Below are 26,157 nucleotides of genomic sequence, written 5' to 3'. Positions count from 1 at the left end.
TAGCTTGTTATTTAAACCATATTTAATTTTTCCGAACTGCTTTTGATCCCCATTTCGATAGAATGACAAGGCAGAACCCTAAAACTCAAAACCGCTTTTGACAGCGACGCCCATGAATCAACTCAACAATGGTTTTACGCTATTTCTAAGTCTGCTAGTCGAGGCGATGCCTTTTTTGCTTCTTGGGGTTTTATTCTCCAGTTTGCTGCTATTTTTCGTTGATGAGCGCAAATTAGTAGAAAAAATGCCCAGGAATCCGCTTTTGGGTGCTTTAGTTGGCAGTATGATCGGCTTTTTATTTCCGGTGTGTGAATGCGGGAATGTACCGGTAGCGCGGCGGTTCCTAATTCAAGGAGTACCCACACCAGTGGCAATTGGTTTTTTGCTAGCAGCACCAACAATTAACCCAGTTGTCATTTGGGCAACTTGGACAGCCTTTCGAGATCAGCCAGAAATAGTAGTATTACGGGTTGTATTTTCTCTATTAATTGCCACAATTATCGGCTTTGTTTTCAGTTTTCAAAAAGACTTAAATCCCATAGTCCAACCTGCCATCGCTCGCTATATGAAATTTAATCCTCCCGCGTCGCCTGAAACTAAACGGCGTGGTAAGGGTTACCAAGTACAACAGGAATCAACAGTACCGAATATCTTGCAATCAGGGACTTATATTTTAGGAGGAAAAGCAGGTATACCGCTGCGGATAGATCCGAATTCAATACCGCCTACCATCATTTCAACACCTAACAAACCCTTTGCAGATAAACTACGTCTAGCGATAGATAATAGCGTTCAAGAATTACGAGAATTAGGCGGAGTCATGGTTTTAGGAAGTGCCATCGCCGCTGCTATTCAAGTCCTAGCACCGCGTGAATTAATTCTCAGTTTGGGCGCTGGCCCCATTACTTCAATTGTAGTCATGCTGATATTGGCAGTGGTAGTGTCAATTTGTTCTACAGTTGATTCTTTCTTTGCCCTGTCTTTTGCTTCAACTTTTAGCAGTGGTTCATTACTAGCATTTTTAGTATTTGGCCCCATGATTGATATCAAAGGTGTAGGTTTGATGTTATCGATTTTTAAGCCCAAAACAGTCTTTTACCTATTTGCCTTAGCAGGACAATTAACATTTCTGTTCACACTTTTCCTCAATTTGCACGTCTTTTAAAAACTCTTTGTTGTTTGTTAATTGTTGGTTTTAACCAATGGCCCATACTTCTCTGCGAGAGGCTGCGCCAACGGCTACGCTCATTACAAGTGCCCAATGCCCAATAATCAATGACTAAAAAAAATCCCAAACCAAAAATTCCAATTCTCCTATTTCCTTGGCTAGATGCCCTAGCAATTACAACTTGGGGTATTTTGATGCTGAGATATTGGTTAACTAACAAGCTGAACCTATTGATTCATCCCAATTATTTTTCGTTGGTAATTGTCTGTGGTATCAGCTTAATTCTTATTGGTTGCTTCAAAATCCTGGAACTATGGCAACGACGCCGCCGGGATGTCATACCAAACACCCAGCATATTAGTTTATTTCCCCCCGGTTGGGGTAGTGCATTATTATTAATTGCAGCAATTTTGGGTTTCATCATTACACCCCAAGTTTTTGCTAGTGACAAAGCACTGCAAAGAGGTGTAACTGCTGATTTATTGGGAACCACACGCATTAAACCCCAAGCCTTTCGAGTATCTGTTCGTCCGGAAGAGCGAACGATTGTAGACTGGGTACGCACCCTAAATGTCTATCCAGAACCAGATTCTTACACAGGACAAAAAGCTAAGGTACAAGGATTTGTCATTCACCCATCAGATTTAGGCAAACAGTATTTATTTTTAGCAAGATTTGTTTTAAGCTGCTGTGCAGCAGACGCTTATCCCATAGGATTACCCGTCAAACTCCCCAACGATGGAGAAAGTTTCCCCGCCGATACTTGGCTAGAAGTTGAAGGGCAAATGATAACAGAAAATCTCTCAGGTAAACGTCAACTTACCATTGCTGCTACTTCTTTGAAAAAAATTCCTCAACCGCAGAATCCTTATAGTTATTAGTTATTGTCAATGTTGACTGTTGAGTAAAGAGTTAGGAGTTAGGAGTTAGGAGTTAGGAGTTAAGAATTAAAAGCAATTACTCCCCATCTCCCCATCTCCCCATCTCCCCATCTCCCCATGCCCCATGCCCCATGCCCCATATCCAATGACTAAATCAAAAGCATTTATTCAACCACTCGATCGCATAGCGATCGCATTGATGCTACTCCTGAGTGTACTGATTGGGTTGATAATGTTGAAAGGTGATGTGGTAACAGCTCGTGTCCGAGATTTTACCTGGCAAAATCAACAAATCGGTGCAGAAGATAATTCCTTTGCCCTCACCTTTAGTCGCCCAATGGACACTAAAAGCGTAGAGAATAACTTCAAAATTGACCCGCCTCTAGCAGGTAAATTCAGTTGGGCGGGGCGGCGAATGGTTTATACACTGCTCACACCAGCACCCTATGGCACAAATTATAAAGTACAGTTACAGGCAGCCAAAGATAAGTTTGCTGAGCAAGAAGGTACAAATCGCACAATCCAGCCCTTTGTGGGTAGCTTCCGCACACGCGATCGCGTCATCCTTTACATAGGAACTGAACAAGAAGAACAAGGAAGATTAATTCTTTACAACTTAACCCAAGAGCAAAAAACCCTACTTACCCCCAAAGACTTAATCGTCATGGAGTTTGAGTCATTTCCGGATGGGGAGAAAATTTTATTTTCGGCTCGTAGCAGCAAGAACTCAGACTTACTTTCAGCCCAGCTGTACACAGTAACAACCGGCGTTGCTGGTAAATCTGAGCGCGAAGTAGAACCAGCTGGCAGAGTTGACCTAATTTTAGATAGTAAAGATTATCAAAACCTGAAATTTGACTTATCACCCGACGGGCAAACTATTGTCATCCAACGAGGAAACAAAGCTAATCCCGGCGACTTTGGACTATGGTTTATGCCAGCAACCAGCGACGCCTCAGGAGAAAAACCCACCCCTAAACGCTTGCAAAGCCAACCAGGGGGAGACTTTACCATTACCCCAGATAGCAAAGCCGTAGCAGTGGCCCAAGGACAAGGAGCAGCAATCTTACCACTGCAAGGAGATGCCAGTAAACCATTAGATTTTCTGCCCCAGTTTGGCTTAGTACAGGCTTTCTCCAAAGATGGCTCCCAGGCAGCAATGGTAAAATTCAATACCGATTACACGCGAGATTTGTTTTTAGTCACAAACCAAGGCGTGCAGAAACAACTAGTAAAAACAACAGGCTCAATAATCAACTGTCAATTTGACACCGCCTCACCTACCCTCTACTGCTTATTGACACAGTTAATATCCAAAGAACAATACATAGAACAACCTTATGTAGTGGCAATTGACCTGAAAACCGCCCAACAAAAACCACTGTTATTACTTCCTCCCGAACAGCGAAATGTGCAAATGAGTTTATCTCCTGACGGTTTAGGCTTGTTATTTGACCAAGTAGTACCGCAGACAAACCCATCGACCACATTACCTACAAACACCTTGAAAACAGATGACGGAGACGCGATCGCTACCAGTAGCCTATGGCTAATGCCCCTATTACCCATCGCCGACACTGCAACCGTAGAAATTAGACCAGAACAACTCCCCTTGGCTGGTTTTCGTCCCCGGTGGCTGCCTTAGGGAGATGGGGAGGGGCTTTGCCAAGGGGAAAGGTAAAAGGGAAAAGGTAAAAGGGAAAAGGTAAAAGGAGGGATCTTTCTTTTACCCTTTGCCCCTTGCCCTTTGCCCCTTGCCCTTTGCCCCTTGCCCCTTGCCCCATGCCCCATGCCCAATCTCTTTTATATCAATTGATAATTTGCCCAAGCTTTCCAGAAAATATAAATTGATAGTATTCCTAAGAAAATACGAAGTGATAAACTAACAGTAGAATCTGGTAATTTTGGCAATGTGCGAGTACTTATTTGCACGCCTAATAGTCCTCCAAAGCCCAAAATTAAACCTGGAATCAACAGAATATTTCCCTCTAATGTGTGTCCGGTACAAGCAGCTAAGGCAGTAATTACAATCACGCCTAAACTAGTTTGGATTGCTACTTTAATTTCTTCTCCTAAAAGTAACATTTGTAAGGGCACCATAATCGTACCACCACCTAAACCAAATAAACCTGCTAAAATTCCTGCTGCTCCTCCGGTGCCAATTTTAGAAACTAATGGATTAAATATTGGTGCTGTATCTTCTTTTTGCTTCAACAAGAGTTGTTTACGAAGGTCAATTAAATAGATATTAATAAGTAGTATAATTCCAAATGTAAAAAGTATTACGTGGGATGGAATTTTATTAGCGAAATATACGCCGATTCCGGTAGTTAAGAAAGCTGGAATTCCTAAATAAAATACTCGTTTCCAGTCAAAATAGCCCATCCACCAATTTTGTAAACTTCCAGAAATTGAGGTAATCACAATAGCAACACTACTAGTAGCGATCGCCTGAATGGGAGCATAACCTAATGTGACTAAAAGAGGAATCGTCACAATACCCCCGCCTATTCCTAAAAGTCCAGCTATAACTCCAGATATCAAACCCCCAGTCATTAAAATCAACCAATTTGGGGCATGGGGCATGGGGCATGGGGCAAGCAGGAAGTGTGGGAGGGGTGGGAGGTGTGGGAGGATGAGGAAGAAATCTTTCCCCCCACACTCCCCACACTCCCCACACTCCCCACACTTCCCTATCCCCTCATTTCCCCATCTCCCCATCTCCCTCATCCCCACTCCCCCTACCTCCCCATCTCCCTCATCCCCACTCACCTCACTGTCACCGGATGACTAACAACGCCCCCATACATCAACCCGCCGTCATTCCACGGAACTGTAGTCGGTTGTGTGTTACCTAAATTGTCAGTGGCACGAGCTTGCAGAAAATATTCGCCGGGAACTGGGTTCCATTCCATATCCCAACGTACCCATGCAAATGGAAAATTTGGTTCTCTCAGTCGTGCAAATTGCCAAGTTTTCCCACCATCGAGGCTCACTTCCACCCGTACAATCTTTCCTTTTCCAGACCAAGAACGACCACGCAGTAGGTGACTTTGGGGAGAAAGTGTAGCTGGCCAAGCCAATTCAAAGGCGCTTTTAACATTTTGATATGTAATCAACTGGCCTTTATAGGGAGCAATAGCTGGATAGTCTGCACCAATCAACACCATTTGCTCGGTTACCCAGGGAGTGTATATCGGCTTTTCAGAAACTTCAATCCGCTCAATCCATTTAACGTTGGCATTTCCTCCCCAACCAGGAAATAAAGCACGGCACGGCTGACCATGATCTGGGGGTAATGGTTCTCCGTTCATGGCGTAGGCGATGAGGGAGTTATCTGCTAATGCTTTGCTAATGGGAACTACACTGTTGAACTTGGACTTATTGGTTGAATTGAGTGAATCTAAATCCGCACCTCCAATGAGTACATCTTTTGCTGTAGATTTCAGTCCAGCTCGCTCTAATAATAATCCCAGTGGTACGCCAGTCCACTCAGCCACACCAATAGCCCCAAGCCTCCAGCGCGTTCCAGAGAGTGGTCTGTTGTAAGCTTCTTCAAAGAAGCGCCGACCATTGGCAGCACACTCAATGGCGCAAGTAACCGAGATAGATGGCATGGCGATGATTTCATCGTAAGTGAACTCACAAGGCTGAGAAACACCTGTTCCATGAATCTGCAATCGCCATGTAGAAGGGTCAAAGGGAGGAGGAGTACTGCGGTTATGAACGTAAAACCAATCATTTGGTACTATGTACCCACGCCCATACATCGCTTCCCAGTTCATCTCTAATGTGCCTTTGCTATGAGAGATATATCCCGGTGGTAATGCCTTAAGTATTTTGCTTTGTTTGGTTTTAACACCTGTCTGAGCATAGGCAATTGCTGGTTTAGCCGCCCCTCCAATGGCTGTTGCACCAACCATAGTGGCTAATATTTGCAGAAACCTCTGCCGCGAAATACCCGCATCTGCACTTTTGAGGCAAATGTACTCTTCAACCCGCGCCTGTAGATAATCCTCCTGGTCACTTGTCATTTTTTTTCGTCCTTGGGCAACAATCAACCGTCAACAGTCAACCGTCAACCGTCAACAGTCAACCGTCAACCGTCAACAATCAACAGACTATCTTTCTTTCACTGTCCAAACACCAGTGGTTTCATCTTGCGTGTAGTTAGGCAAATAGTAATCAAATTTGTTTTGAGCTATTTGAGCGATCGCATTAATAAAGCGATGGCAATCTTCTAATGTATTATATACAGCAAAGCTAGCTCGGATAATACTAGGAATGTTGCGGGTAATTCCTTGGTCTACTTCTTTGGCAATCTCTAGGTCTTGTTCGTCTGAAATATTCTTGAGTTTGCGAATGTATTCGTATGTGCAAAAAGCCCCAGCCCTAACCCCAATGCCATATTCTTGTGCCAGAATTTCTGCCACTAAACGTCCGTCAAACCCATCGATATCAAAGGGAATAACATGGGCTAAATTATCTCCTCCAATATGGACTTTTACACCAGGAATATTCGCAAGCTGTGTAAATGTAAACTCCACTAAAGAATGTTCGTACTCAGCTATGCGCGAACGCCCCAATCCTTCTATAATTTGAATCGCTTTGGCAATGGCGATCGCACCCATCGCGTTTGGTGTTCCAGGATCGTGGGCACGTTCTGTGTAAAAACGCTTGATTTCTAAGTTTCTGGTGATATAAGGCAGGTTTCCACCGCCAATTTGATAAGGGTAGGAGCTATCAAAAAATTCTTTTGGCCCCAGCAAAACCCCAGTTCCATAAGGTGCATACATTTTGTGTCCAGAAAATGCCACAAAATCCAAATGACATGGGTCATTATCTGGACGCATGTCCACTCGTTCGTGCTGAATTAATTGACACACGTCGGCAAATATCTTTGCATTGTACTTATGTGCTAAAGCTGCAAGTTGGTAAATCGGAGGTCTATAACCTGTAATTGTCGAAGCGCCTGTAATAGTCAGTAACTTAATTTGCTCTGCTTGCGGACGATTTTGATGTGCCTTGAAGATATTTTCTATTTCAGTCAAACTGATACTTCCATCTGACTGGGTTCTGTATTGCACAACTTCGTCTCTAGTTATCCAAGGCAATAAATTTGATGAATGTTCAATATCAGAAACTAAGATTTTTCCAGGTTTTTTTGCCCAAAGTGTAGCGGCTCCATTAATTGCTTCTGTTGTATTTTTCGCAAAGATGACATAATTTTGTGAAGACGATCCTACAAAATCCCGAATGATATCCCTACTAGCATCATATTCTCGTGTCGTAATAACCGATTTCTGCCCAGAACCTCGATGTACACTGCCGTAAGTATCAAGCATATTGTCTACATATTGCTTGAGAGTTGCAAAGGGAGTGGTTGTGGCTCCATTATCTAAGTTGATGTACTTAACATAGTTGCCATTCAAAGTTTTTACTTTAAAGGACAAAGACTCGTCTGTAAATAACGGTTTAATTTCTTTGTGCCAAAAGCTATCAAAATTTTCTGCAAATAGTGGTAACCGAGCATTTTTTTGCTTGATTTTTGTATCCAACGTGAAGATATTGGTCATTTTTAGCACCCCTATTTTAAATTTTTATTTCTTGGCAAGTGCAACAACACTCAGCTTGATTTCGCAGAATAATCAGATTCCAGTTGAAGAATTTCAGTGTTTTAAGTTACGTAACTTTAGACACAAGCATCAGTGATTTCCATCATTGTTTAATAAATAATTAGGAATTGTAAGCAGTATCAATACCTAATTAAAAAATATTTTTGTCATTTTTTATACTTAGTAATAAATTATTTGATGTGGTTAAGTATACTTAAGTTAGTTTTCTTGTAGTTATCAAATAAACTTCATGAATTGAATGTAAGTAAATAAAAATAGCTTCTGGCTTATTAAGCCTACAATTCTTACCAGGTATATGTCGATGGCGAAAAAACCTTCTGCAAAGTTAAGAGCAATCTTAAAAAAAGTTTTACTTTTATACTGACTAAATTTATTACTCTGTTTTATGTATATATTCAGTATTTATTCTTAATTATCAAAATTTCATGACAAAACAGGTTGCAGCAAAACCCCTTAGTTAGTTACTGAGATGAGATAGCGATCGCCCAGAACCCGAAAATTCTATGGAATAGTAAATGTTGATACAGATACCAATCTTAAGTAACAAATAAATCAATAGAAAAACGCGTCCCAAAATATGTCTAAGGTATATCTTTGGATGGATAGAATTAAAAATAACAATATGATAAATAGTCATCTCACAATAAAAAACTAAATCCAGCAATCCAATTGAGTTTTCAAGTCTGGCCTTTAGCCTCTGCCTCATCTCATCATTTACCTACTTTCCCAAGCTTTCCTATTCTTGACGGGAAAGAGCCTCATAGTGTTATAACGGCATCAGTCTAGATAAAAAATAGGTAATACCGATTGATGACTGATTACTCTATCCTGAGAGAGAGTTAAACTTAGCTTCTAGAGCAAATCCCGATCGGACACAAGTCTATCGGCAATGCTAACGCCAGCGCTGCTGAATATTTTTAAGCGAGTGGGTCAAGAGTGATGAATGAAGCTGACATCTTAAATAAGGGGACTGCGATGGAATCCCTAAATTCTGCTGATTCGCCACAATCAAAGCAGGCGAATTGTCCCTTCTACTCTGTTATGCCTAATGAGAATACGGCGATTTCCCAATTGCCATTGCTCATGCCAGCTGAAGATACACAAATTTCGGAAGATACTACCCAGCAAGACTGGGTTGCAGAGCCTGACAGCGGTAAACAAGCACTTGTTGACTCCGAATTTCAGAAGTTGCTGGCATTGAACGAAGAATTGCGTGGGGCCAACAATCAGTTGTACGAACAAGTAGAGCAGCTAAAAGACAACCTCGCCGAATCTGAAAAGGTTTTGCAGTGGCAGAAAACGCGTTCCAGCGTCACCGAGTCCATGCTTAACCAACAAGCTCAGGAATTAGCTGCGGCTCAAGAACAGATAAAGTCGCTATTTCAACAATTAGAAACTGCCCTACAAACTGTTCAACGCCAAGAAGTTTTTATCGAAACTCACAAAGCACAGCTACAAATTAGTCAGCAACGCCTTGCCCAGTTAGAACGAGAATGTACGTTGCTACACACGAACAACGACGAACAGTCTCAGAAACTATTGCAATCAGAAAATGCTTGCCGCGAATTACGCACTAGACTCATGCGCCAACAACGCCAGACCTTGCAATTTAAGGCGGCTCTGGAGAAGTGCTTAGACACACCCGTTCCTGGCTATGATTCCCTAGAAGATACTGCAAAACATCCTAAAGATATCACTTCCACACAAGGAAGATTTTCTCGAAAAGCTCGTTCTTTGTTCCCCAATGCACAGCCAATTAAACCTTGGTCAGCAGAATCAGAATCCTTGAGTGATAATCCCAATCATTCTTGGGCAGAACCGTCACCAACCCTGCCATTCCAAACCAATCAACCCACTCCCACTTCCTCATCCTCTTGGAACTGGTCAGTGAAGGAAGACGTGACAAAATCAGCGCAACCACCTTCCTCTCCAGAAATTAATGATTCTCCAGATACAACAGAAAGCGTTTCACCTGTAGAGTCATCAAACTTAAACCAGCAATTAGATAGTCTCATCCAAATGTTCTTTAACTCCCAGCCTGCATCTACATCATCAGCTACAGCGAAAACAGATGTGGATAATAATGTGGGTGATGCCCCTGTGTGGGAAACTGTAGCAACAATTCTAGAGGATGATGGGGAAGTAGAAAATCCAGAACAAGAGCAGTTGCACATAGAAATCAACCCACCCACAACTACACCCACTTCATCTAGCCCCAAGATATTTGTCGAAGAAACTGAAGACTACTGGTCAGAAGTTCCACAAATGACACAGCTGGATTTACCGCCAGAATTGTTAGGCGACAATGCCAATGAAGCCAATTCACCCTCACCCGTAGTTTATCCCCAGCGTCCACCCAAAGGACGCAAGTCATTAGCATCTGTGGAACTACCGAATTTTCCACCCAAGGGGACGAAGGGGTGAGGGAGATGAAGGAGATGGGGGAGATGGGGAGATGGGGAGATGGGGAGATGGGGGAGACAAGGGAGACAAGGGAGACAAGGGAGACAAGGGAGACAAGGGAGACAAGGAGAGAAGTCTGAGCGGAGGTTTCCGACCATCAGAACTTCGGAGAGAAAGATTGCTACCTTGTCTACCTTGTCTACCTTGTCCTCTTCCCATCCCCAATGCCCAATGCCCAATGCCCCATGCCCAATAACTAATGACTAAATTTCTCAACAATGGCTTTTGGGCTAGTTTCTGCGAACTCACTGGCGGATCGCGGTTTGCCTGTGGCGATGGCGTAGTTAATTGCTTGCAGGCGCAGCCATAGGGCCGGATTTCTCTTTTCTAGCCAAGAACCTACTTGGTTTAAAAACTGTGGGAACCAAGCACTCAGTAAAGTACTAATTAGGGCATGACGAGAAAAAGTCAAATAACTACCAAGCCATCGCACTAAGTCCTTAGAACCAGCAAGTTGCCAAATCCAGAGAAGCAAGGCTGGGTTTTTCTTGGCTGCTTTAAGTGCTAGGCGGTTAAAGGTAAACCAATCACATCTGTCTTTGATGAAATTATCTGCCACTTCTAGAGGTTCTTCTGCTAACAGTCCAAAGAAGGTGTTAAGCATGGCGTTCACTCGTTGCGGTGGTAAAAATTTCCCTGTGGGTACCATCATGCCTTTGGAAAATAACCATGTGACTGAAACGTTGGTTTGGTAGGCGCGAATTCGATTTAAGTGTTGGAAGCTTAATAAGTCATACTTGAGGGCAATATCCAAGAGCTTTGTTAACCGCTCTAAGTTGCGAACCAGGGAACCAAAACCTGTGAAAATTAGGGGAGATTGCAGCGATGCGGCATCACCAATGGCAATCAAGCGATCGAAGGCGACTTGGCGATCGCTACTCCCAGTACTAAAATGCCCCGGTATATACCCAAATGTCGGCTTTTTCCATACCAATTTGTCCATATCGCATCTGCGATACTCTGGCAATATTGTGAAAAAGTCTTCGTACATCTCCAGCAGGGAACCAGGGTTTTGAGCATTGACTTCGTGATAATGAAACAAATAAATCGTCAGTTCATCACCTGCTGCGGGAAATAACTCCCAAATCAACTGTCTTCCCCGCGAAATATCCCCGTGACTGTGAAGAACGTCTCCTAATTCCGAATCCCATACCTCCGGTGCAAATCCGCTCTCAATGACCGCTCCCACTGTGGGACACACGCTGTCAAAGGCACGGTTGCCATTTAATTGCCAAGCAATGGGGGAAGCTGTTCCCATCGCATCTACCAGTAGTCTACCACTTACTTGTTTTTCAATTTCACTACATAGATGCTTGACTTTTAAGACAACTTGTGATTCATTTATATCTGCACGGATAAACTCTGTTTCATCCCAAATTTGACCGCCTGCTGCTTGCAACTTTTGCCCACATAGTTGCAGCAACTTTTCGGAATCTAAGCCTAAATTCAGCACTGTGGGTGTGTGCAATACAGGCGATCGCAGTTTCCTTGGATTATTAGCATCGAAAAACTTATTGAATCCATCTTTGTATTCTCTAGCAATGATGGTATCTAACTCTGCGGGGGTGATTAAACCCAGGTTAAGCAAGCTTTGAATCTCATCGCGGGAAATATTCCATTCTCGGTTCATCCGCCCAAATGGCATTCTTTCCACCAGCAAGACTTTATATCCCAGTTTTGCCATCACTGCTGCATGGATAACGCCTAGTGCGCCGCCGATGTAAATCAGGTCGTAAATCGGGGATGAGCGGGACAAGGGGGACAAGGGAGACAAGGAAGAATTTTCTACCCCCTCTCCCTTGTCTCCCCCCCCTCCCTTGTCTCCCCTACCTCTTACCCAGTTTCCAGTCCTCGAAAACACCACCTGTCGCGGCTGCTGCGGATTTCGTACCCCTTGACGCCATCGCTGTTCCCACCAGTAGGCGCGTTTAAGGTCATATTCTCCGTTGGGCATTTTCTGAAAATACTTGACGGTGAGGGGATAGTAGGGAGCTAGAGCCTCAAAAATCGATTGCTGTGATAAATCAATTGCTGGGGGTTCAGGATAATGATGCGGAAAACGGCTTCTGATTTCTTTGGTTAGTTGTTGCAGGATTTCTTTTTCTTGAGGAAAGGGTTTTTCTGCCCAACGAAACACTTTTAGGTAAGTAGTTCGTTGCACTGACCAAGTAAATACAGAAAGTTCTTCAGGCAAGTTTTGGGAAATCGCCGCGCCAGCAGTTGTAGTAGCGTTAGTAATTTTGAGGCGGAAGCCTTCTGTTGTCAGCACTTTTTCCCCATATCCCGGCTGAAAATCTGTTTGCAACCACTGACGCACAGCAGCGATATCCGCAGTTGGAACTTCTAAATAAAGGATTTCTTTCATCTTTTCCTGACATCTCCGATGGATCTATTCACTTAGACAGATTTTATGAAGGCACGAAATAAGGTAAACTCCGCCCTAATAGTTACGTAAAGATTCGGTGAAGAAATTTTAAGATTTTGTCAAATTTATTGTTCATTTTGTAAAACTGTAAACCCACGCCATGAATTATCCCATTCCAGACAGCCCCCAGGAAATTGTAGCTCTGCGACAACAGCCCATTGATGAAGAATTAGTTGCCAGTGCCATCGCTGGAGTTGTTAAAATTGTCCGCGCTCAGGGTCAATCTTTGGAAGAATTAACTGCTCAGGTGTTAGCGGAAGATCCTTTGCTAGACCAGCAACAACGCCGTTGGTTGAGCCAGTTAGTTGCCCAAGCCTGGGAAAAGTTCTCTTAGAATTGTGCTATCTGTGGTTGAGCATATAAATACTGGAATATTGGCTCAACCTACGGCGGGCTGAGCTATGCATTTTCGCTATTAGATGAGAATAATTATCTGTCTGGATTCGCTTGCAATTTTGGATTCATGCCTCACAAGCAACTAAATGAACGATAGAGGTTTGAGGTTGCTAATGAATCCTATAGTGCTTTTCAACTTTCTTAAGGGGAAGGACTCCTGGTTTGCACTGGGGGTCTTTTTTTTGTTAAGGGAACTGCAAAAATTCAATTAGTCAATTTCCCCATTCAAGACGTTATCGTATTCTTCCTCTGGCTCCTCTGTTTAAGCAATCAAAATTGGAGGAAGTCAGAAAAGCGATCGCTCAAGCATTAAACTAATATAAAACTTACGCACACTCCAGGAATTCTTGGTATCTTGGCGGTGGTCTACCCTTGGGGAATGGCAAGCCGCAAAGCGGTTACCATTTTTGCGTCAGTCTTACAGGAGTTTAAGATAAGCGATCGCTTCCTATTCTCATCAAAAAATTTAACTTCACTCACACCACATAGCTATTTTTGTCAACTAGAAGCTTTCACGGCGGCGGCGGCTTGGGAGTGCAACAACAAACCATATTCCAGCCCTTCCACCACCGCTTGATAGGAAGCTTCCAAAATGTTGGTAGAAACTCCCACCGTTGTCCAGCGTTGATGACCATTGCCCGATTCTACCAACACGCGGGTTTTGGCAGCAGTGCCCGTATGTCCGTTGAGAATCCGCACTTTGTAATCCGTCAAATCAAAAGTTGCAATTTGGGGATAAAAGTTCACCAAAGCTTTGCGTAAAGCTGCATCCAACGCCGCAACCGGGCCGTTACCTTCCGCCGCCTCCAAAATATTTTTACCATCAACAGCGACTTTAATTGTAGCTAGGGCGTTGCTAGCTTGTTTCCCCTCAATCAAATCACAGTGGACTTGAAAACCCTTGACTTCAAAAAACTTGGGGCGTCCTCCCAAAGCTTCATGCATCAACAGGGCAAAACTGGCTTCTGCTGCTTCAAATTGAAATCCTTCACTTTCCAAATCTTTGATGCGCTGGAGAATTTGTTTGGCCTCTGCTTTTAATTGGTCTAATTCAATGCCAAAACTGCGGGCTTTAGCTAAAACATTACTGAGTCCCGATTGTTCGGAAATCACAATCCGGCGACGATTCCCCACTTGTTCTGGTTGAATGTGTTCGTAAGTCAGGGGATTACGTTCTACGGCGGATACATGAATACCACCTTTGTGTGCAAAAGCCGAACGTCCAACAAAGGGGGCGTGTTCATCAGGAGCAAGATTAACCACCTCACTCACAAAACGACTTGCTTCTGTAAGTTGTGTTAGCTGGTCTTCTGCGATACAACTATAACCCAGTTTAAGTTGTAAATTGGGAATCAACGAACAGAGGTTAGCATTACCACAACGTTCGCCGTAGCCGTTAATTGTCCCTTGTACCATCTTTGCCCCTGCCATCACAGCTGCCACGGCATTAGCAACGGCCATTTCTGAATCATTATGAGTGTGAATTCCAATTTGGGGCATTGTCATTGTTTCTTGACCAATGACGCCAGTTGCTTCAACGGAGGGAACCTCCGCAACGCACTGGCTCACTAATGACAAATGACTAATGACAGTTTGCACAATTTGGCTAACTTCGTGGGGTAAAGTACCGCCATTGGTATCACACAACACAAGCCATTCAGCGCCAGATGCCATCGCTGTCTCTAATGTCTGTAAAGCATAACTTGGATTGTGTTTATAGCCATCAAACCAATGTTCGGCATCATAGATTGTGCGACGCCCTTGAGAACGGAGGTACTCAATTGTGTCACGAATCATTGCTAAATTTTCTTCTAACGTCGTCTTGAGTCCAGCTGTGACATGTAAATCCCAAGACTTGCCGAAAATTGTTACCCAGCGAGTTCCCGCCGCCAGAATTGCTTGCAACATCGGTTCTTCGGCAGCAGTTGTATTGGGGCGTCGAGTCGAACAAAAAGCGACAACTTCTGAATGTTTGAGCGGATCTTCTTGGAGTTGCCAGAAAAATTGTACATCCTTGGGATTAGCACCAGGCCAACCGCCTTCAATAAAGGGAATGCCCAGTTGATCGAGTCTTTTGGCAATGCGTAACTTATCTTCTATCGATACAGATAGCCCCTCGCGCTGAGTGCCATCCCGTAATGTAGTGTCATAGAGCCAAAGTTGAGGAGAGTAATTTGTGGTCATAAAGCTCGGACTGACGAGACAACTTTCGAGGCAATATGTCAATATACAACAAAAAGCCAATTTGGCAATTTAAAAAATGCCTAAGGTACTAGCTCAAGGTAAAACAATTGAGTGCGAGCAAGGAAGTAATCTCCGCACAATTTTGCTGCAAAATGGTATTGACCTCTACAATGACGGTGCTAAGGTAATAAACTGTCGGGGTATTGGCAGTTGTGGTACTTGCGCGGTTAAGGTAGAGGGCGAAGTATCAGCTGTGAATTGGCGCGATCGCACGCGTCGTTCCCTTCCTCCCCATTCTCCTACAAAAGACTTGCGTCTAGCTTGCCAAACGCAGATTTTAGGCGACGTGAATGTAACAAAATTTGATGGATTTTGGGGACAAGGTTCTCGAATAGTGTGGACACCAAAAGGTTAAAAAGGAGTAAAACAAGATGGGTAGATGGACACCCCTAATATTAATGGCTGGAGGTCTAGCCATTCTGCTTGGTACATTACTAGGCATCAACTTTCCAATGGGCGTACAAACCGCCAACAATCCTGGTGGCAAAGCAGCAAAAGTTCTACCAGCTAATATTAATGTTAATAGCAGTGCTGGCAGCCAGAACAATGAAACTGCAACTGACGAAACTGAAACAACCCAAACAGAGGGAAATAGACGCTCTATTGTAGCCCCAAGACCCGACAACAGAAGTAGCGTTGCTCAAAATCCTTCTGATACTACAACAGAGGTTGATACAGAAACTTCTGGAACAGACACACCATCAAACACCAGTTCTAGCAACGAGCCAATTCGAGCTTTGTGGTAAAGGTTGTTAGTCTTTAGTTATTACTTTATTAGTTATGATTTATTAGTCATGCGCTAACGATCGATGGCTAATGAGCAATGACTAAATGACTAATGACTAGTGAAATTGTAATTATTGGTGGCGGTGTTATTGGTTTAGCGATCGCCATTGAACTTAAACTGCGCGGGACAAATGTCACCGTGCTTTGTCGTGATTTTCAGGCTGCTGCTACCCACGCCGCCGCCGGAATGTTAGCGCCCGATGCCGAAAAAATCCCCGATGGCGCAATGCGTTCCTTGTGTTGGCGATCGCGTGCTTTATATGCCGATTGGACGCGCAAACTCGAAGAATTAACAGGCTTAAATACGAACTATTGGCCTTGTGGTATCCTCACACCCGTTTTTGAAGAGGCAGGGAAAGAGGAGAGAGACAAGGGAGAGGGGGGAGACAAGGGAGGGGGGGGAGAAAACTCTTCCTTGTCCCCCTTGTCCCCCTTATCCCCCGCTTACTGGTTAGACAAAGAAGCAATTCACCAATATCAGCCGGGATTAGGAGCAGAAGTGGTTGGTGGCTGGTGGTATCCTGAGGATGCACAAGTTGATAATAAGGCTCTAGCTCATGTCTTGCGGATAGCGGCTGAGTCCTTTGGTGTTGAACTCAAAGATGGCGTTACAGTAACAGGATTTTTACAACAACAGGGACAAGTTGTTGGCGTGCAAACCAATGTTGGGGTAATTCGCGCCGCCCACTATGTTTTAGCTTCTGGTGCTTGGTCGAATGAGTTATTACCGTTACCAGTACGCCCCAGAAAAGGGCAAATGCTGAGCCTAAGAGTACCGGAATTGCAGCCAGAATTGCCTTTGCAGCGAATTTTGTTTGGAGAAAATATTTACATTGTACCGAGACGCGATCGCTCTTTGATTATTGGCGCAACCAATGAAGATGTTGGTTTTACACCCCACAACACCCCAGAGGGCATTCAAACATTATTACAAGCTGCCATCCGGCTTTATCCGCAATTAAAGAATTATCCGATTCAAGAATTTTGGTGCGGATTTCGCCCAGCCACTCCGGATGAATTACCCATCCTGGGAGCAAGCCATTGTGAAAATTTAACCTTGGCCACTGGTCATTACCGCAACGGCATTCTACTTGCACCTGTAACAGCAGTAGCGATCGCCGATTTCATTTTAGAACAAAAAACTGACCCCCTACTGAGTCATTTCCATTATTCTCGGTTCCAGTCCAAGCCATCTACCCGCACTCCCATGCTCACTAACTCGGCTAATTTCTCCAACGGACACCGTACCGCAGAGGCGATGAATCACGTCTCTACAAGCTCCCCATTAACTATTGCAGGCAAAACCTTCCAATCCCGCTTGATGACGGGAACTGGCAAGTATCGCAGCATTGAAGAAATGCAACAAAGCATCGCCGCCAGCGAATGCCAAATTGTTACCGTAGCAGTGCGACGAGTACAAACCAAAGCACCCGGACACGAAGGTTTAGCAGAAGCCTTGGATTGGCAAAAAATTTGGATGTTACCCAACACAGCAGGTTGTCAAACTGCCGAAGAAGCCATTCGAGTGGCGCGTTTGGGACGAGAAATGGCGAAATTGTTGGGACAGGAAGATAATAATTTTGTCAAATTAGAAGTAATACCAGACCCTAAATATTTACTACCAGACCCCATAGGCACACTACAAGCAGCAGAACAACTAGTTAAAGAAGGTTTTGCAGTATTGCCATATATCAACGCCGATCCCATGTTAGCCAAGCGATTAGAAGATGTAGGTTGTGCTACAGTCATGCCCTTAGCGTCGCCCATTGGTTCTGGACAAGGACTAAAAACAACCGCCAACATCCAAATCATTATTGAAAATGCAGGCATACCAGTGGTGGTAGATGCTGGCATTGGTTCACCCTCAGAAGCCGCCCAAGCAATGGAATTGGGGGCAGACGCTTTGTTGATTAATAGCGCGATCGCTCTTGCTCAAAACCCCGCAGCAATGGCTCGTGCCATGAATTTAGCAACAATCGCCGGTCGCTTAGCCTACTTTGCCGGTAGAATGCCCATCAAAGACTACGCCAGTGCTAGTTCGCCCCTGAGTGGGACGATTACTGGTTAGGGAATGGGGCATGGGGCATGGGGCATGGGGCATGGGGCATGGGGCATTGGGGATGGGAAGAGGACAAGGTAGACAAGGTAGCAATCTTTCTCCCTTGTCTCCCTTGTCTCCCTTGTCTCCCTTGTCTCCCCCATCTCCCCATCTCCCCATCTCCCCATCTTTCCCATACCGATAAATGTAACGATTTGTCTATCAATTTTCGGGCAGTTCTATAATTTATGTAACATTAAATGAAGAATAAATATAAAGGAAATAATTCATGCCTTACACAACCGAAGAAGGCGGTCGCCTGAACAATTTTGCTAAAGAACCAAAGATTTATCAAGCACAACCTCCTACAGAAGGGCAAAAACGAACCTATATCTTATTAGGAATAGCTGCTATAGCTTTGGTTGGTGGCTTGATTTCAGTCGCTTTCTTAGTTTCCTAAAACGGTTGAATGTAAAACATTTTAATAAAATTTCATTTTTGTGGTTTTTCAGGTTCCTATTAAAAATGGAACCTGTTTTTTTATTAGTCATTGGGGAAACAGGAAGCGTTGACTGTTGACTGATGACTGTTGACTGGGGCAGGACTTACGCACTCGAATCCTCAAACCCAGATGCGGGCTTTAGAAGTTGTTGTCTTTTTAACAGGACTTACGCAACGCCGATATTGTCATTGCGACCGAAACGCAGTGTAGGGAAGCAATCCCCGCGTCAGGGGGGATTACCACACTATCGTTTGTAATGACGAAATTACGTTATTTTTGTGTAAGTCCCGTTTAAGAAGGGTTTAGGAGGAATCTGTGTTTCAAGCTTCAGTGGGTAAGCCCTAAAATAGTCTTGTCTGGAGTTCCAATATATAATTAAGGCTTTTAATCGGAAATTTTTCTTCAAAAGCTCCGCTCCCCACTGCAAGACCCTTCAGAACTATGAAGGAAATCTCTGTAACCTGGGAAAAACTGCACAAGTGTCTACAAACTTTTCGCAAAATCCTAAATCCCTATTATCCTTAGCAGCAGAAGATCTACTTCCAAATCACTTTCATCATCAAATTTTTATTTGATTTCGATGCACCCGCAAAGATGACGCTATGAGCGTGAATGATACTGCACACAGCGACAATTTTACTTGGAATCGGCAAGTTTACCAGCGCTTAAAACTTGCTTTAAGTCTTGGTTTACGGCGACAACTTTTTTTGGCTGTATGTGATGATTTGCACTTAAGAAACCAAGTAGCAGCTCGTTTGCATTCTACATTGGCTTATCCTGTGGGACAAGTGCTATATCAGCCAGCAAATGCCCAAGAAAATAGCACTCCCGCTTATCCGCGATTAGTGACGTTACGTTTAAATTTAACCGATCCCAATCCTGTGGCCCAAATTAATCAATGGTTAGCCAATTATCCACCGCCAATTGTTGGAGCATCAAAAGATACTCCAGGAAGACCTTCTCCAATACCAGCATTTCAGATTGTAGGGGTGGAGCAGCTGACCAAGCAACCAGTGGCAACACAGCGTTTATTTTTGCATTATCTCCGGTTAAGCGAGCAATATTTCTCGACTCAAGAGTCCAGTCGATTTTTAGAATCTAACTTGGTGTTGTGGGTACCGCGTCCTTGGCTGTCTGCTATCCAACAATCAGCGCCACAGTTTTGGCGTTGCCGTACTGGGGTATTTGTTTTTGCTGGGGAACCAACACCAGCAACTCAAAATTCAGGCTATCCAGAACGTCTTTCTAATTCTAGAAGTTTGGATGTGGGGAATCTTGAGCATTCAATTTTAGATGAATCTGTTAGTCAAGCAGAACTTAAACCAACAGTTAGTGAATTAAAATTTGAGAATAATTCTGATTCTCCGGCACAGACACCAAAAAATAGGCTAGATAAAAGCCAACAAGCAGTGCCATCAATCGTAGATTTATCAAAGACTGTGCCACAACAGCAAGAATCCGCTACTAGATCTGGCAGTGCAAACGATGGGCAATTGCTGTCTTCTTTGTCTCATATTAGCAGCGAATTAACGGAATTAGTATTTGCATCAATCAACACTAAGATTATTCAAGATTCAGAAGAACGCTGGCAACCACAGCAAATTTTGTTGGATATTGAAGAATTACATCTACAAGAAGTTTCTGGAGAAATTCTTGCAGAAGCCTATCATCGCTTGGGTAACTTATACCGTCTTCGTATTGAGCAAGGAGAGTCAACTTTAGAAAACTTGATGGTGGCAATTATCGCTTATCAAGAAGCAATTAGTTATGACGAAACTTCACCACAAATCCCAGATATTTTGAATGACTTGGGTACACTTTATTGGATGTTATCCCGCACACCACCTAATTCTGAAGAGGGACAAACGTATATAGAACAAGCAATAGAATTTTATCAGTTGGCGTTAGATACAATTTCACCCGAAACACATACGGAAACTTACGCTCGCGTGCAAAATAATTTAGGGACAGCTTATGGTGATTTAGCTCGTTTTTCTCATGCGGCTGAAAATTGGCAACAAGCAGTTTTAGCTTATACCGAAGCCCTCAATTACCGGACAGCGGATATGGATTCATTAAAGTATGCTGCCTGCCAAAATAATTTAGGTACTGCTTACTGGCATTTAGGGCAATATAATCAACCAATTGTGCATTTAAAGCAAGCGATCGCAGCTTATAACCAAGCACTCGTACACTACAACCCCCAAGAGGAACCACTCAAATATGGTATGATTCAAAACAACATCGGTACTGCCTATTGGAATCTGGCACAATACGAACAACCCGCCGAAAATTTACAACAAGCTATTAATGTTTATAACGAGGCTTTGATATATCGCACCCCAGCTAATGTTCCTGGTGCTTGTGCTGCAACGCAAAATAATTTAGGGACAGCTTATTGGCATTTAGCAAATTTATCTCAAACCACTAAAGAAGCACGACAAAAATATCTCCAATTATGCATTGATGCTTACGAAGAAGCCATAGCTTTGGCTCATTCCCTGAGCGGTAATCCTTTAAGTTTTGATTTGCTTGCTTCTCATAATAATTTGGGACTGGCACACCATCAGCTAGTAATCGACAAGTCTTTTAATGGTGATAAAACAACACGTTCTCAACATTTAGAAATAGCATTAGAACATCATTTACAAGCTTTAAATGGATTGAGCAAACAACCAGAAGCTTATCAAACAACCTTCGCTTACATAGTGAAAACTATTCGGGCTTTTCATAATGAATTAGGGATACAGGGACAAAATTTAGCTTTATCGAAAGTTCCGAGTCAATTGTTGCCGGAGATTTTATCAAAGCTATAATTGAAGACATTTGAATGAAGTCTAAAATTCGGAAATTAGAACTCAATACGGTTCAGTTCAGGCTTAATTCTTTGTCAAAGTCAATTTTTAACGTAGACATTCCGGTGGCAATGACAATATCGGCGTTGGGTAATTCCTAATGAGTTCTAAACAAGCTTTTTAAAGCTAAATTGGTCGATACCCACCAAATACTGTAAAGCTAAAATTTTTGTACCAGCAGTCCACATTTTGAAATCCTGCGGCTTCTAACCAACGAAGTTGAACATCTAAGGGTGTCATACAATCGTATTCCATGCGTTTTTGTGCAGCCTTAAGATCCTCGTGTGAAATACCCAAAGCAAGTACGGAATTCAGCCAGTGTTGACGATAGAGTTTTTCTAAATCAGTAGTTTTACCCAATACCTGATCGGCGTTAATAAACATCCCTCCGGGATTGAGAATATTGTAAATTTTTTGATAGAGACTTTGCTTATCAGAATCTGGCAAATGGTGAATGGATAAGGCTGATATAACAAGATCGTAGGAATCGCCCAAATCAACTTCTACATAGTTACCAATTAAAATTCGGGGAAATTTTCCCATCTTACTAAATCGCAACTGAGCTTTTTCCAGCATCTCAAAAGCTAAATCCAGTAAGGTAAATTCGGCATTAGGAAAGACTGATTGAACCATACCTGAGTAGAGTCCAGTACCAGCACCCAAATCTAAAATTTTCAGTGATGCCGAGCGATTATTTGGAATAATTTCAACTGCTGTTTTATAAAAATCATCAAAACAGGGTATTAAAATACGACGCAATTGATCGTAATCTGCGGCAGAGTTATTAAAAGCTTCTTGAATATTCATAATATTAATTGTTAATAGAAGCAATAGTTTTTATTTTAATAGGTTTGACCTGCGTTAATATTTGTAACAAAAAAATTGTCGCTTACTGATAACATGAGGAGTGGAGCGATCGCTATTCAACTGTGCAACCAAATGTAAACTTCACACCGCTAGCTATAACTGCGTCCAATTTCTGATAAAACAGATGTGGAACTGAGTCTGCTGGGGCAAAATAGAAAACATGACGAATGAATCGAATTCCTCAAATCTACCAACCCCAGAACCTATCCCCGAACATAACTTGCAGCCAGATGACTTTGACACTGGTGCAACAGACAATCATCTCACCTCGGAAGCACTAGCCACACAACAAGCGCTAGCGGCTATTTCGTCTTTGCAATCTCCCCAACACACTACAGCTCTTAAACAAGCTCGTTCTGGCTTTAGACAATCCCTAGCCAAGCAATTCACAGTCAAACCCAGAGCATTGCTGCTGATGTTTGTGGCGATCGCCGCAATTTTTCTGGGTATTCTTCTCAATAACTGGATTGTCGGTCTTGTGGGAACCCTGCTAACTTTGCTGTTATCCCTAGCAATATTATTGCCTTGGTTGCTAGAGGTTTTTGACGAGTGGTTTTCACCTATAGAACGGACACTATTTGTCGGGTTTTTCGGGCTAATAATCGCCATCATCGGCTTAATTCGGTTTACAGGTATAGGCCATCGCTTACTTGCTGTAGGACGCCAGATTAACTGGGAAACTTCTGGTAGCCTAGCTGAATGGTTTGGGGCTTTAGGGCAAATTTTGATCGCCATCATTGCCGTTTACGTGGCTTGGCGACAATACGTAATTTCCAAAGACCTCACAATTCAACAAAATCTCTTAACAGTCCAGCAAAATATTATCACCCAGCAGCAAACGATTGATTCCTATTTCCAAGGCGTTTCCGACTTAGTATTAGATGAAGAAGGATTACTAGAAGATTGGCCTCAAGAAAGAGCGATCGCAGAAGGACGCACTGCGGCCATTTTAAGTAGTGTTGATGGCAGTGGTAAAGCTAAAATTCTCCGCTTTCTCTCTCGTTCCAAGCTGTTATCACCCCTAAAACGCGACAGTCGATTAGGTAGAGCTATTCTCGATGGTATCGGTGGTTACGCAGAAGACCGTGTAGAAGGTGTACGTGTCATTGATTTAGGCGTAATGCTTGCAGCAGCCGACCTTTCCGGTACCGATTTGCGTTGGACTGACCTCAGTGAAGCTAATCTTGTCCGCGCTAATCTAGTTGGCTGTGACTTAGTAAAAGCCAACCTCTCCCGGACAATTTTATATGAAGCCAATCTCACTGGTGCAGACTTTAACGGAGTTCGTCTATTCTACGGTGTAGTAGATAAAGCATCACCCCGCAGTCGCACCGAACCACCAGATTATCAAACAGGCGAACAAACTGGCGCTGTGGTGGAAAGAGCCGATTTCACCGACGTGCAAAGAATGTCTGATTCTGTTAGATACTACTGTTGTGCTTGGGGTGGCGAAGGAACCAGAGCCACTATTCCTGGTGGTTGTGAAGGTATTCCCAATAAATTGGGACGATAGTTTAGCGTTTCCTAGTCTGCTGAGATACAAATCTCTGTGTACCTCTAGCTTGAAAAGTTACGATCCAAGGAAGCCTTAGATCGGAGCTTTTCGCTGCGCCTTACTTTGCGTCCCTACCCTGCGGGTTCCGCCTTTGGCGGTATGCGTTTCAAAATATTTATTATCCGTACCTCGTGACTGTTCTCCGCAGCCAGAACTTGAACCATGAATTACAGCCTTTTTCATTTAAAGGGCTAGGAGATGCTCAGTCAACCGTCAACCGCCCAGTAATTCTCGCCTTCAGGTAGGGTGAGAATTTCAACGCCATCTTCAGTCACAGCTAAGGTATGTTCAAATTGGGCAGAAAGCTTGCGATCGCGCGTTACAGCAGTCCACTTATCGCTGAGAACTTCAACTTCGTGAGTCCCTTCGTTAATCATTGGCTCAATGGTAAAAACCATCCCTGGTCTGAGTCGCTTGCCTTTACCCCGCGTGCCATAGTGGGGAATATCCGGCGCAGTGTGAAAAATATTACTGATGCCGTGTCCCACAAAATCGCGCACCACAGAAAAACCTTGTGCTTCAGCATACTCTTGAATAGCTGCACCAATGTCGCCAATGCGTGCCCCTGGCTTGACTTCCGCAATGCCCAAGCGCAAACACTTTTCTGTCACCTCCACCAGCTTTTTCGCTACTGGGGATGGATTACCAACAAAGAATGTCTTGGATGTATCGCCATGATAACCTTCAACAATGGGCGTCACATCAATATTAATAATGTCACCGTCCTTGAGGATTTGTTTGCCATTAGGAATACCGTGACAGATCACCTCATTTACACTAGTGCAAATTGACTTGGGATAACCTTTATAACCAAGGGGTGCGCTTTTGGCTCCATGTGCTTGCGTCCAACGTTCGGCTTCATCATTAAGTTCTAAAGTACTAACCCCTGGCTTTACCATTGGTTCGAGATGTTTGAGAAGCTTGGCCGCTAAGCGTCCTGCTTGACGCATTTTGTCTAATTCTCGTTGGGATAATATAACAATAAATTCGGTTTTCATGTTAATCTAAACATCTTTCATATATATAGTTAACCCTGACAGTGCAGCTCTTTGGGCAGCATCAGCAACTTTAAGGGTATACAAACTTTCTTCTGGGGTCACGTACAAAGGAGTGCCATCAAAAAGATGGTCTAACACCATAATTGTGTCTTTGGCGAACAAACCCCGACGGGGGCCAATCTCTATAGGTGTTGTTTCCCCTGGCTGGATGAAAACTCCTGTGTCACCATCCAAAATTAAAGCACCCTTTTCACCGTGAACTTCAAACTTGCGTTCTGACTGCCAAACAGTTTCGCCTTTGGCATAGACTACTTGGGCTAAAAGTCCACTGGTAAAGCACAGTTGACTAGTGCATAAACAGGCTTGGTAATATTCTGATTCTGTTTCCCAATATCGCTGGTGACAGTTAACACTAAATACTTTACCAAACAAATCAGTGAGACGATGTAGGCGCGACAAGGCACCAATTAACGGAAAACCGAAAAGCTCATGATTATAAGTCCATTTCCGGGGTGCAGGATTCTGGGGATTGACGGTGCTATAGCGGACATAAAATACTTCACCAATTTTGGCTAAGTTTTGCTTCAAAGCTTGATGCACGCCACCCAAAAGTTCCAGGTGTTCGACGTGCAAAAGTTTGTGTTGAGCTTTAGCCAAGGCAATAAGTTCTTCAGCTTCTACCACATCCAACGAAAGTGGATACTCGACAATAACATGTTTACCGTTGGTAAGTGCTGCACGAGCAATCTCACCATGATCGCGATTCACAGTGGAAATCACCACTAAATCTATATCTTGGCGTTCTACTAGCTCTTTCCAAGAACTCAAAGCTACAATTTCGTACTCTCTAGCAAAGCTTTGGGTTTTTTCTGGGTTGTGACCAACAACAGCGACTAAGTGCGATCGTGCAGCTCGCCCTTCCTGCATTCGCTCATCATTCAGCAACGCCTCAGCCCGAAACTTTGCTGCATATCCAGTACCTACTAAACCTACACGCACTCTTGCTTTTTCCAAAGTTGCTTCTGAATTATACACGATCCTCACTAGTTCTGGTTTTTATCCTCTAATGAGTGATGAGTGATGAGTGATGACTGATGAGTGATGAGTGATGACTGTTGAGTGATGAGTGATGAGTGATGAGTGATGAGTGATGACTAATGACTGTTGAGTGATGAGTGATGAGTGATGAGTGATGAGTGATGAGTGATGAGTGATGACTAATGACTGTTGAGTGATGAGTGATGAGTGATGAGTGATGAGTGATGAGTGATGAGTGATGAGTGATGAGTGATGAGTGATGAGTGATGAGTGATGAGTGATGAGTGATGAGTGATGAGTGATGA

Annotated in this window: 22 protein-coding genes; 12 read left to right on the top strand and 10 right to left on the bottom strand. The window is 43.4% G+C overall.

Annotated features, from left to right (window positions below):
* Positions 1-112: 112 nt before the first annotated feature.
* From VF06_RS34335 to VF06_RS34325, 3 genes are all read left to right on the top strand, one after another.
* Positions 113-1,165 carry a permease gene (locus VF06_RS34335; protein WP_099072698.1) on the top strand — a complete coding sequence of 351 codons (1,053 nt, stop codon included), beginning with the start codon at positions 113-115 and terminating at the stop codon, positions 1,163-1,165.
* A gap of 110 nt (positions 1,166-1,275) precedes the next feature.
* Positions 1,276-2,049, top strand: a complete 774-nt coding sequence (locus VF06_RS34330; protein ID WP_099072699.1) for a TIGR03943 family putative permease subunit — start codon at positions 1,276-1,278, stop codon at positions 2,047-2,049.
* A gap of 145 nt (positions 2,050-2,194) precedes the next feature.
* The gene (locus VF06_RS34325; protein WP_099072700.1) at positions 2,195-3,694 is read left to right on the top strand and encodes a hypothetical protein; all 1,500 of its coding nucleotides are present in this window, start codon (positions 2,195-2,197) and stop codon (positions 3,692-3,694) included.
* A gap of 158 nt (positions 3,695-3,852) precedes the next feature.
* Here the strand turns inward: VF06_RS34325 and VF06_RS34320 are convergent, their stop codons facing one another.
* From VF06_RS34320 to VF06_RS34305, 3 genes are all read right to left on the bottom strand, one after another.
* Entirely contained in the window at positions 3,853-4,635 is a 783-nt protein-coding gene (locus VF06_RS34320) for a sulfite exporter TauE/SafE family protein (protein ID WP_099084298.1), read from the bottom strand.
* A gap of 182 nt (positions 4,636-4,817) precedes the next feature.
* Positions 4,818-6,083: a sulfite oxidase gene (locus VF06_RS34310; RefSeq protein WP_099071938.1), complete on the bottom strand. Its 1,266-nt coding sequence runs from the start codon at positions 6,081-6,083 to the stop codon at positions 4,818-4,820.
* An 87-nt stretch (positions 6,084-6,170) separates the two neighbouring features.
* Complete coding sequence (locus VF06_RS34305) at positions 6,171-7,625, bottom strand: aminotransferase class V-fold PLP-dependent enzyme (protein WP_099071939.1); 1,455 nt, start codon at positions 7,623-7,625, stop codon at positions 6,171-6,173.
* 999 nt (positions 7,626-8,624) lie between these two features.
* Between VF06_RS34305 and VF06_RS34300 the strand changes: the two genes are divergently transcribed.
* Both VF06_RS34300 and VF06_RS43150 read left to right on the top strand, forming a co-directional pair.
* A complete protein-coding gene (locus VF06_RS34300; RefSeq protein WP_099071940.1) occupies positions 8,625-10,109 on the top strand; it encodes a hypothetical protein in 1,485 nt (494 codons plus the stop codon).
* Positions 10,110-10,148: 39 nt separating this feature from the next.
* Positions 10,149-10,355, top strand: coding sequence for a hypothetical protein (locus VF06_RS43150; protein ID WP_180267604.1), 207 nt, complete (start codon positions 10,149-10,151; stop codon positions 10,353-10,355).
* Here the strand turns inward: VF06_RS43150 and VF06_RS34290 are convergent.
* Positions 10,345-12,513, bottom strand: coding sequence for an NAD(P)/FAD-dependent oxidoreductase (locus VF06_RS34290; protein ID WP_099071942.1), 2,169 nt, complete (start codon positions 12,511-12,513; stop codon positions 10,345-10,347). The two genes, VF06_RS43150 and VF06_RS34290, sit on opposite strands and share 11 nt — an antisense overlap.
* A gap of 160 nt (positions 12,514-12,673) precedes the next feature.
* Between VF06_RS34290 and VF06_RS34285 the strand changes: the two genes are divergently transcribed.
* Entirely contained in the window at positions 12,674-12,907 is a 234-nt protein-coding gene (locus VF06_RS34285; protein ID WP_099071943.1) for a hypothetical protein, read from the top strand.
* A gap of 560 nt (positions 12,908-13,467) precedes the next feature.
* Here VF06_RS34285 and cimA read toward each other — a convergent pair.
* Positions 13,468-15,153: a citramalate synthase gene (cimA, locus tag VF06_RS34280; RefSeq protein ID WP_099071944.1), complete on the bottom strand. Its 1,686-nt coding sequence runs from the start codon at positions 15,151-15,153 to the stop codon at positions 13,468-13,470.
* A 76-nt stretch (positions 15,154-15,229) separates the two neighbouring features.
* Between cimA and VF06_RS34275 the strand changes: the two genes are divergently transcribed.
* The 3 genes from VF06_RS34275 to thiO all read left to right on the top strand — a co-directional run bounded on the left by VF06_RS34275 (position 15,230) and on the right by thiO (position 18,067).
* Complete coding sequence (locus tag VF06_RS34275) at positions 15,230-15,568, top strand: 2Fe-2S iron-sulfur cluster-binding protein (protein WP_099071945.1); 339 nt, start codon at positions 15,230-15,232, stop codon at positions 15,566-15,568.
* A gap of 16 nt (positions 15,569-15,584) precedes the next feature.
* Positions 15,585-15,959, top strand: a complete 375-nt coding sequence (locus VF06_RS34270) for a hypothetical protein (RefSeq protein WP_099071946.1) — start codon at positions 15,585-15,587, stop codon at positions 15,957-15,959.
* 92 nt (positions 15,960-16,051) lie between these two features.
* Positions 16,052-18,067 (top strand): glycine oxidase ThiO, encoded by a 2,016-nt coding sequence (gene thiO / locus VF06_RS43440; protein WP_099071947.1) that lies wholly within the window; start codon positions 16,052-16,054, stop codon positions 18,065-18,067.
* On the opposite strand, the gene VF06_RS41670 is transcribed toward thiO, so the two are convergent.
* Positions 18,057-18,209, bottom strand: a complete 153-nt coding sequence (locus VF06_RS41670) for a histidine kinase (protein ID WP_180267605.1) — start codon at positions 18,207-18,209, stop codon at positions 18,057-18,059. The two genes, thiO and VF06_RS41670, sit on opposite strands and share 11 nt — an antisense overlap.
* A 117-nt stretch (positions 18,210-18,326) precedes the next feature.
* Here VF06_RS41670 and psb34 point away from each other — a divergent pair, with 117 nt between their 5' ends.
* Both psb34 and VF06_RS34255 read left to right on the top strand, forming a co-directional pair.
* Positions 18,327-18,497, top strand: coding sequence for a photosystem II assembly protein Psb34 (psb34, locus tag VF06_RS39855; protein WP_143861837.1), 171 nt, complete (start codon positions 18,327-18,329; stop codon positions 18,495-18,497).
* A 644-nt stretch (positions 18,498-19,141) separates the two neighbouring features.
* Positions 19,142-21,355, top strand: coding sequence for a tetratricopeptide repeat protein (locus tag VF06_RS34255; protein WP_099071949.1), 2,214 nt, complete (start codon positions 19,142-19,144; stop codon positions 21,353-21,355).
* 165 nt (positions 21,356-21,520) lie between these two features.
* Here the strand turns inward: VF06_RS34255 and VF06_RS34250 are convergent, their stop codons facing one another.
* Positions 21,521-22,201: a class I SAM-dependent methyltransferase gene (locus VF06_RS34250; protein ID WP_099071950.1), complete on the bottom strand. Its 681-nt coding sequence runs from the start codon at positions 22,199-22,201 to the stop codon at positions 21,521-21,523.
* Positions 22,202-22,421: 220 nt separating this feature from the next.
* Here VF06_RS34250 and VF06_RS34245 point away from each other — a divergent pair, with 220 nt between their 5' ends.
* On the top strand, positions 22,422-23,774 hold the full coding sequence (locus VF06_RS34245; RefSeq protein WP_099071951.1) for a pentapeptide repeat-containing protein: 1,353 nt from the start codon (positions 22,422-22,424) through the stop codon (positions 23,772-23,774).
* Positions 23,775-24,022: 248 nt separating this feature from the next.
* Here VF06_RS34245 and map read toward each other — a convergent pair whose 3' ends face one another.
* The 3 genes from map to VF06_RS41665 all read right to left on the bottom strand — a co-directional run.
* The gene (gene map / locus VF06_RS34240) at positions 24,023-24,814 is read right to left on the bottom strand and encodes a type I methionyl aminopeptidase (RefSeq protein ID WP_099071952.1); all 792 of its coding nucleotides are present in this window, start codon (positions 24,812-24,814) and stop codon (positions 24,023-24,025) included.
* Positions 24,815-24,820: 6 nt separating this feature from the next.
* Positions 24,821-25,849: a Gfo/Idh/MocA family protein gene (locus tag VF06_RS34235; protein WP_099071953.1), complete on the bottom strand. Its 1,029-nt coding sequence runs from the start codon at positions 25,847-25,849 to the stop codon at positions 24,821-24,823.
* 21 nt (positions 25,850-25,870) lie between these two features.
* The coding region (locus VF06_RS41665) for a hypothetical protein (protein WP_180267875.1) at positions 25,871-26,157 on the bottom strand (287 nt) is incomplete at its 5' end.

This window comes from Nostoc linckia z4 (assembly GCF_002608075.1).
In the GTDB taxonomy this organism is placed as follows: domain Bacteria; phylum Cyanobacteriota; class Cyanobacteriia; order Cyanobacteriales; family Nostocaceae; genus Nostoc; species Nostoc linckia.
This window is presented reverse-complemented; position numbering and strand designations above follow the sequence as displayed.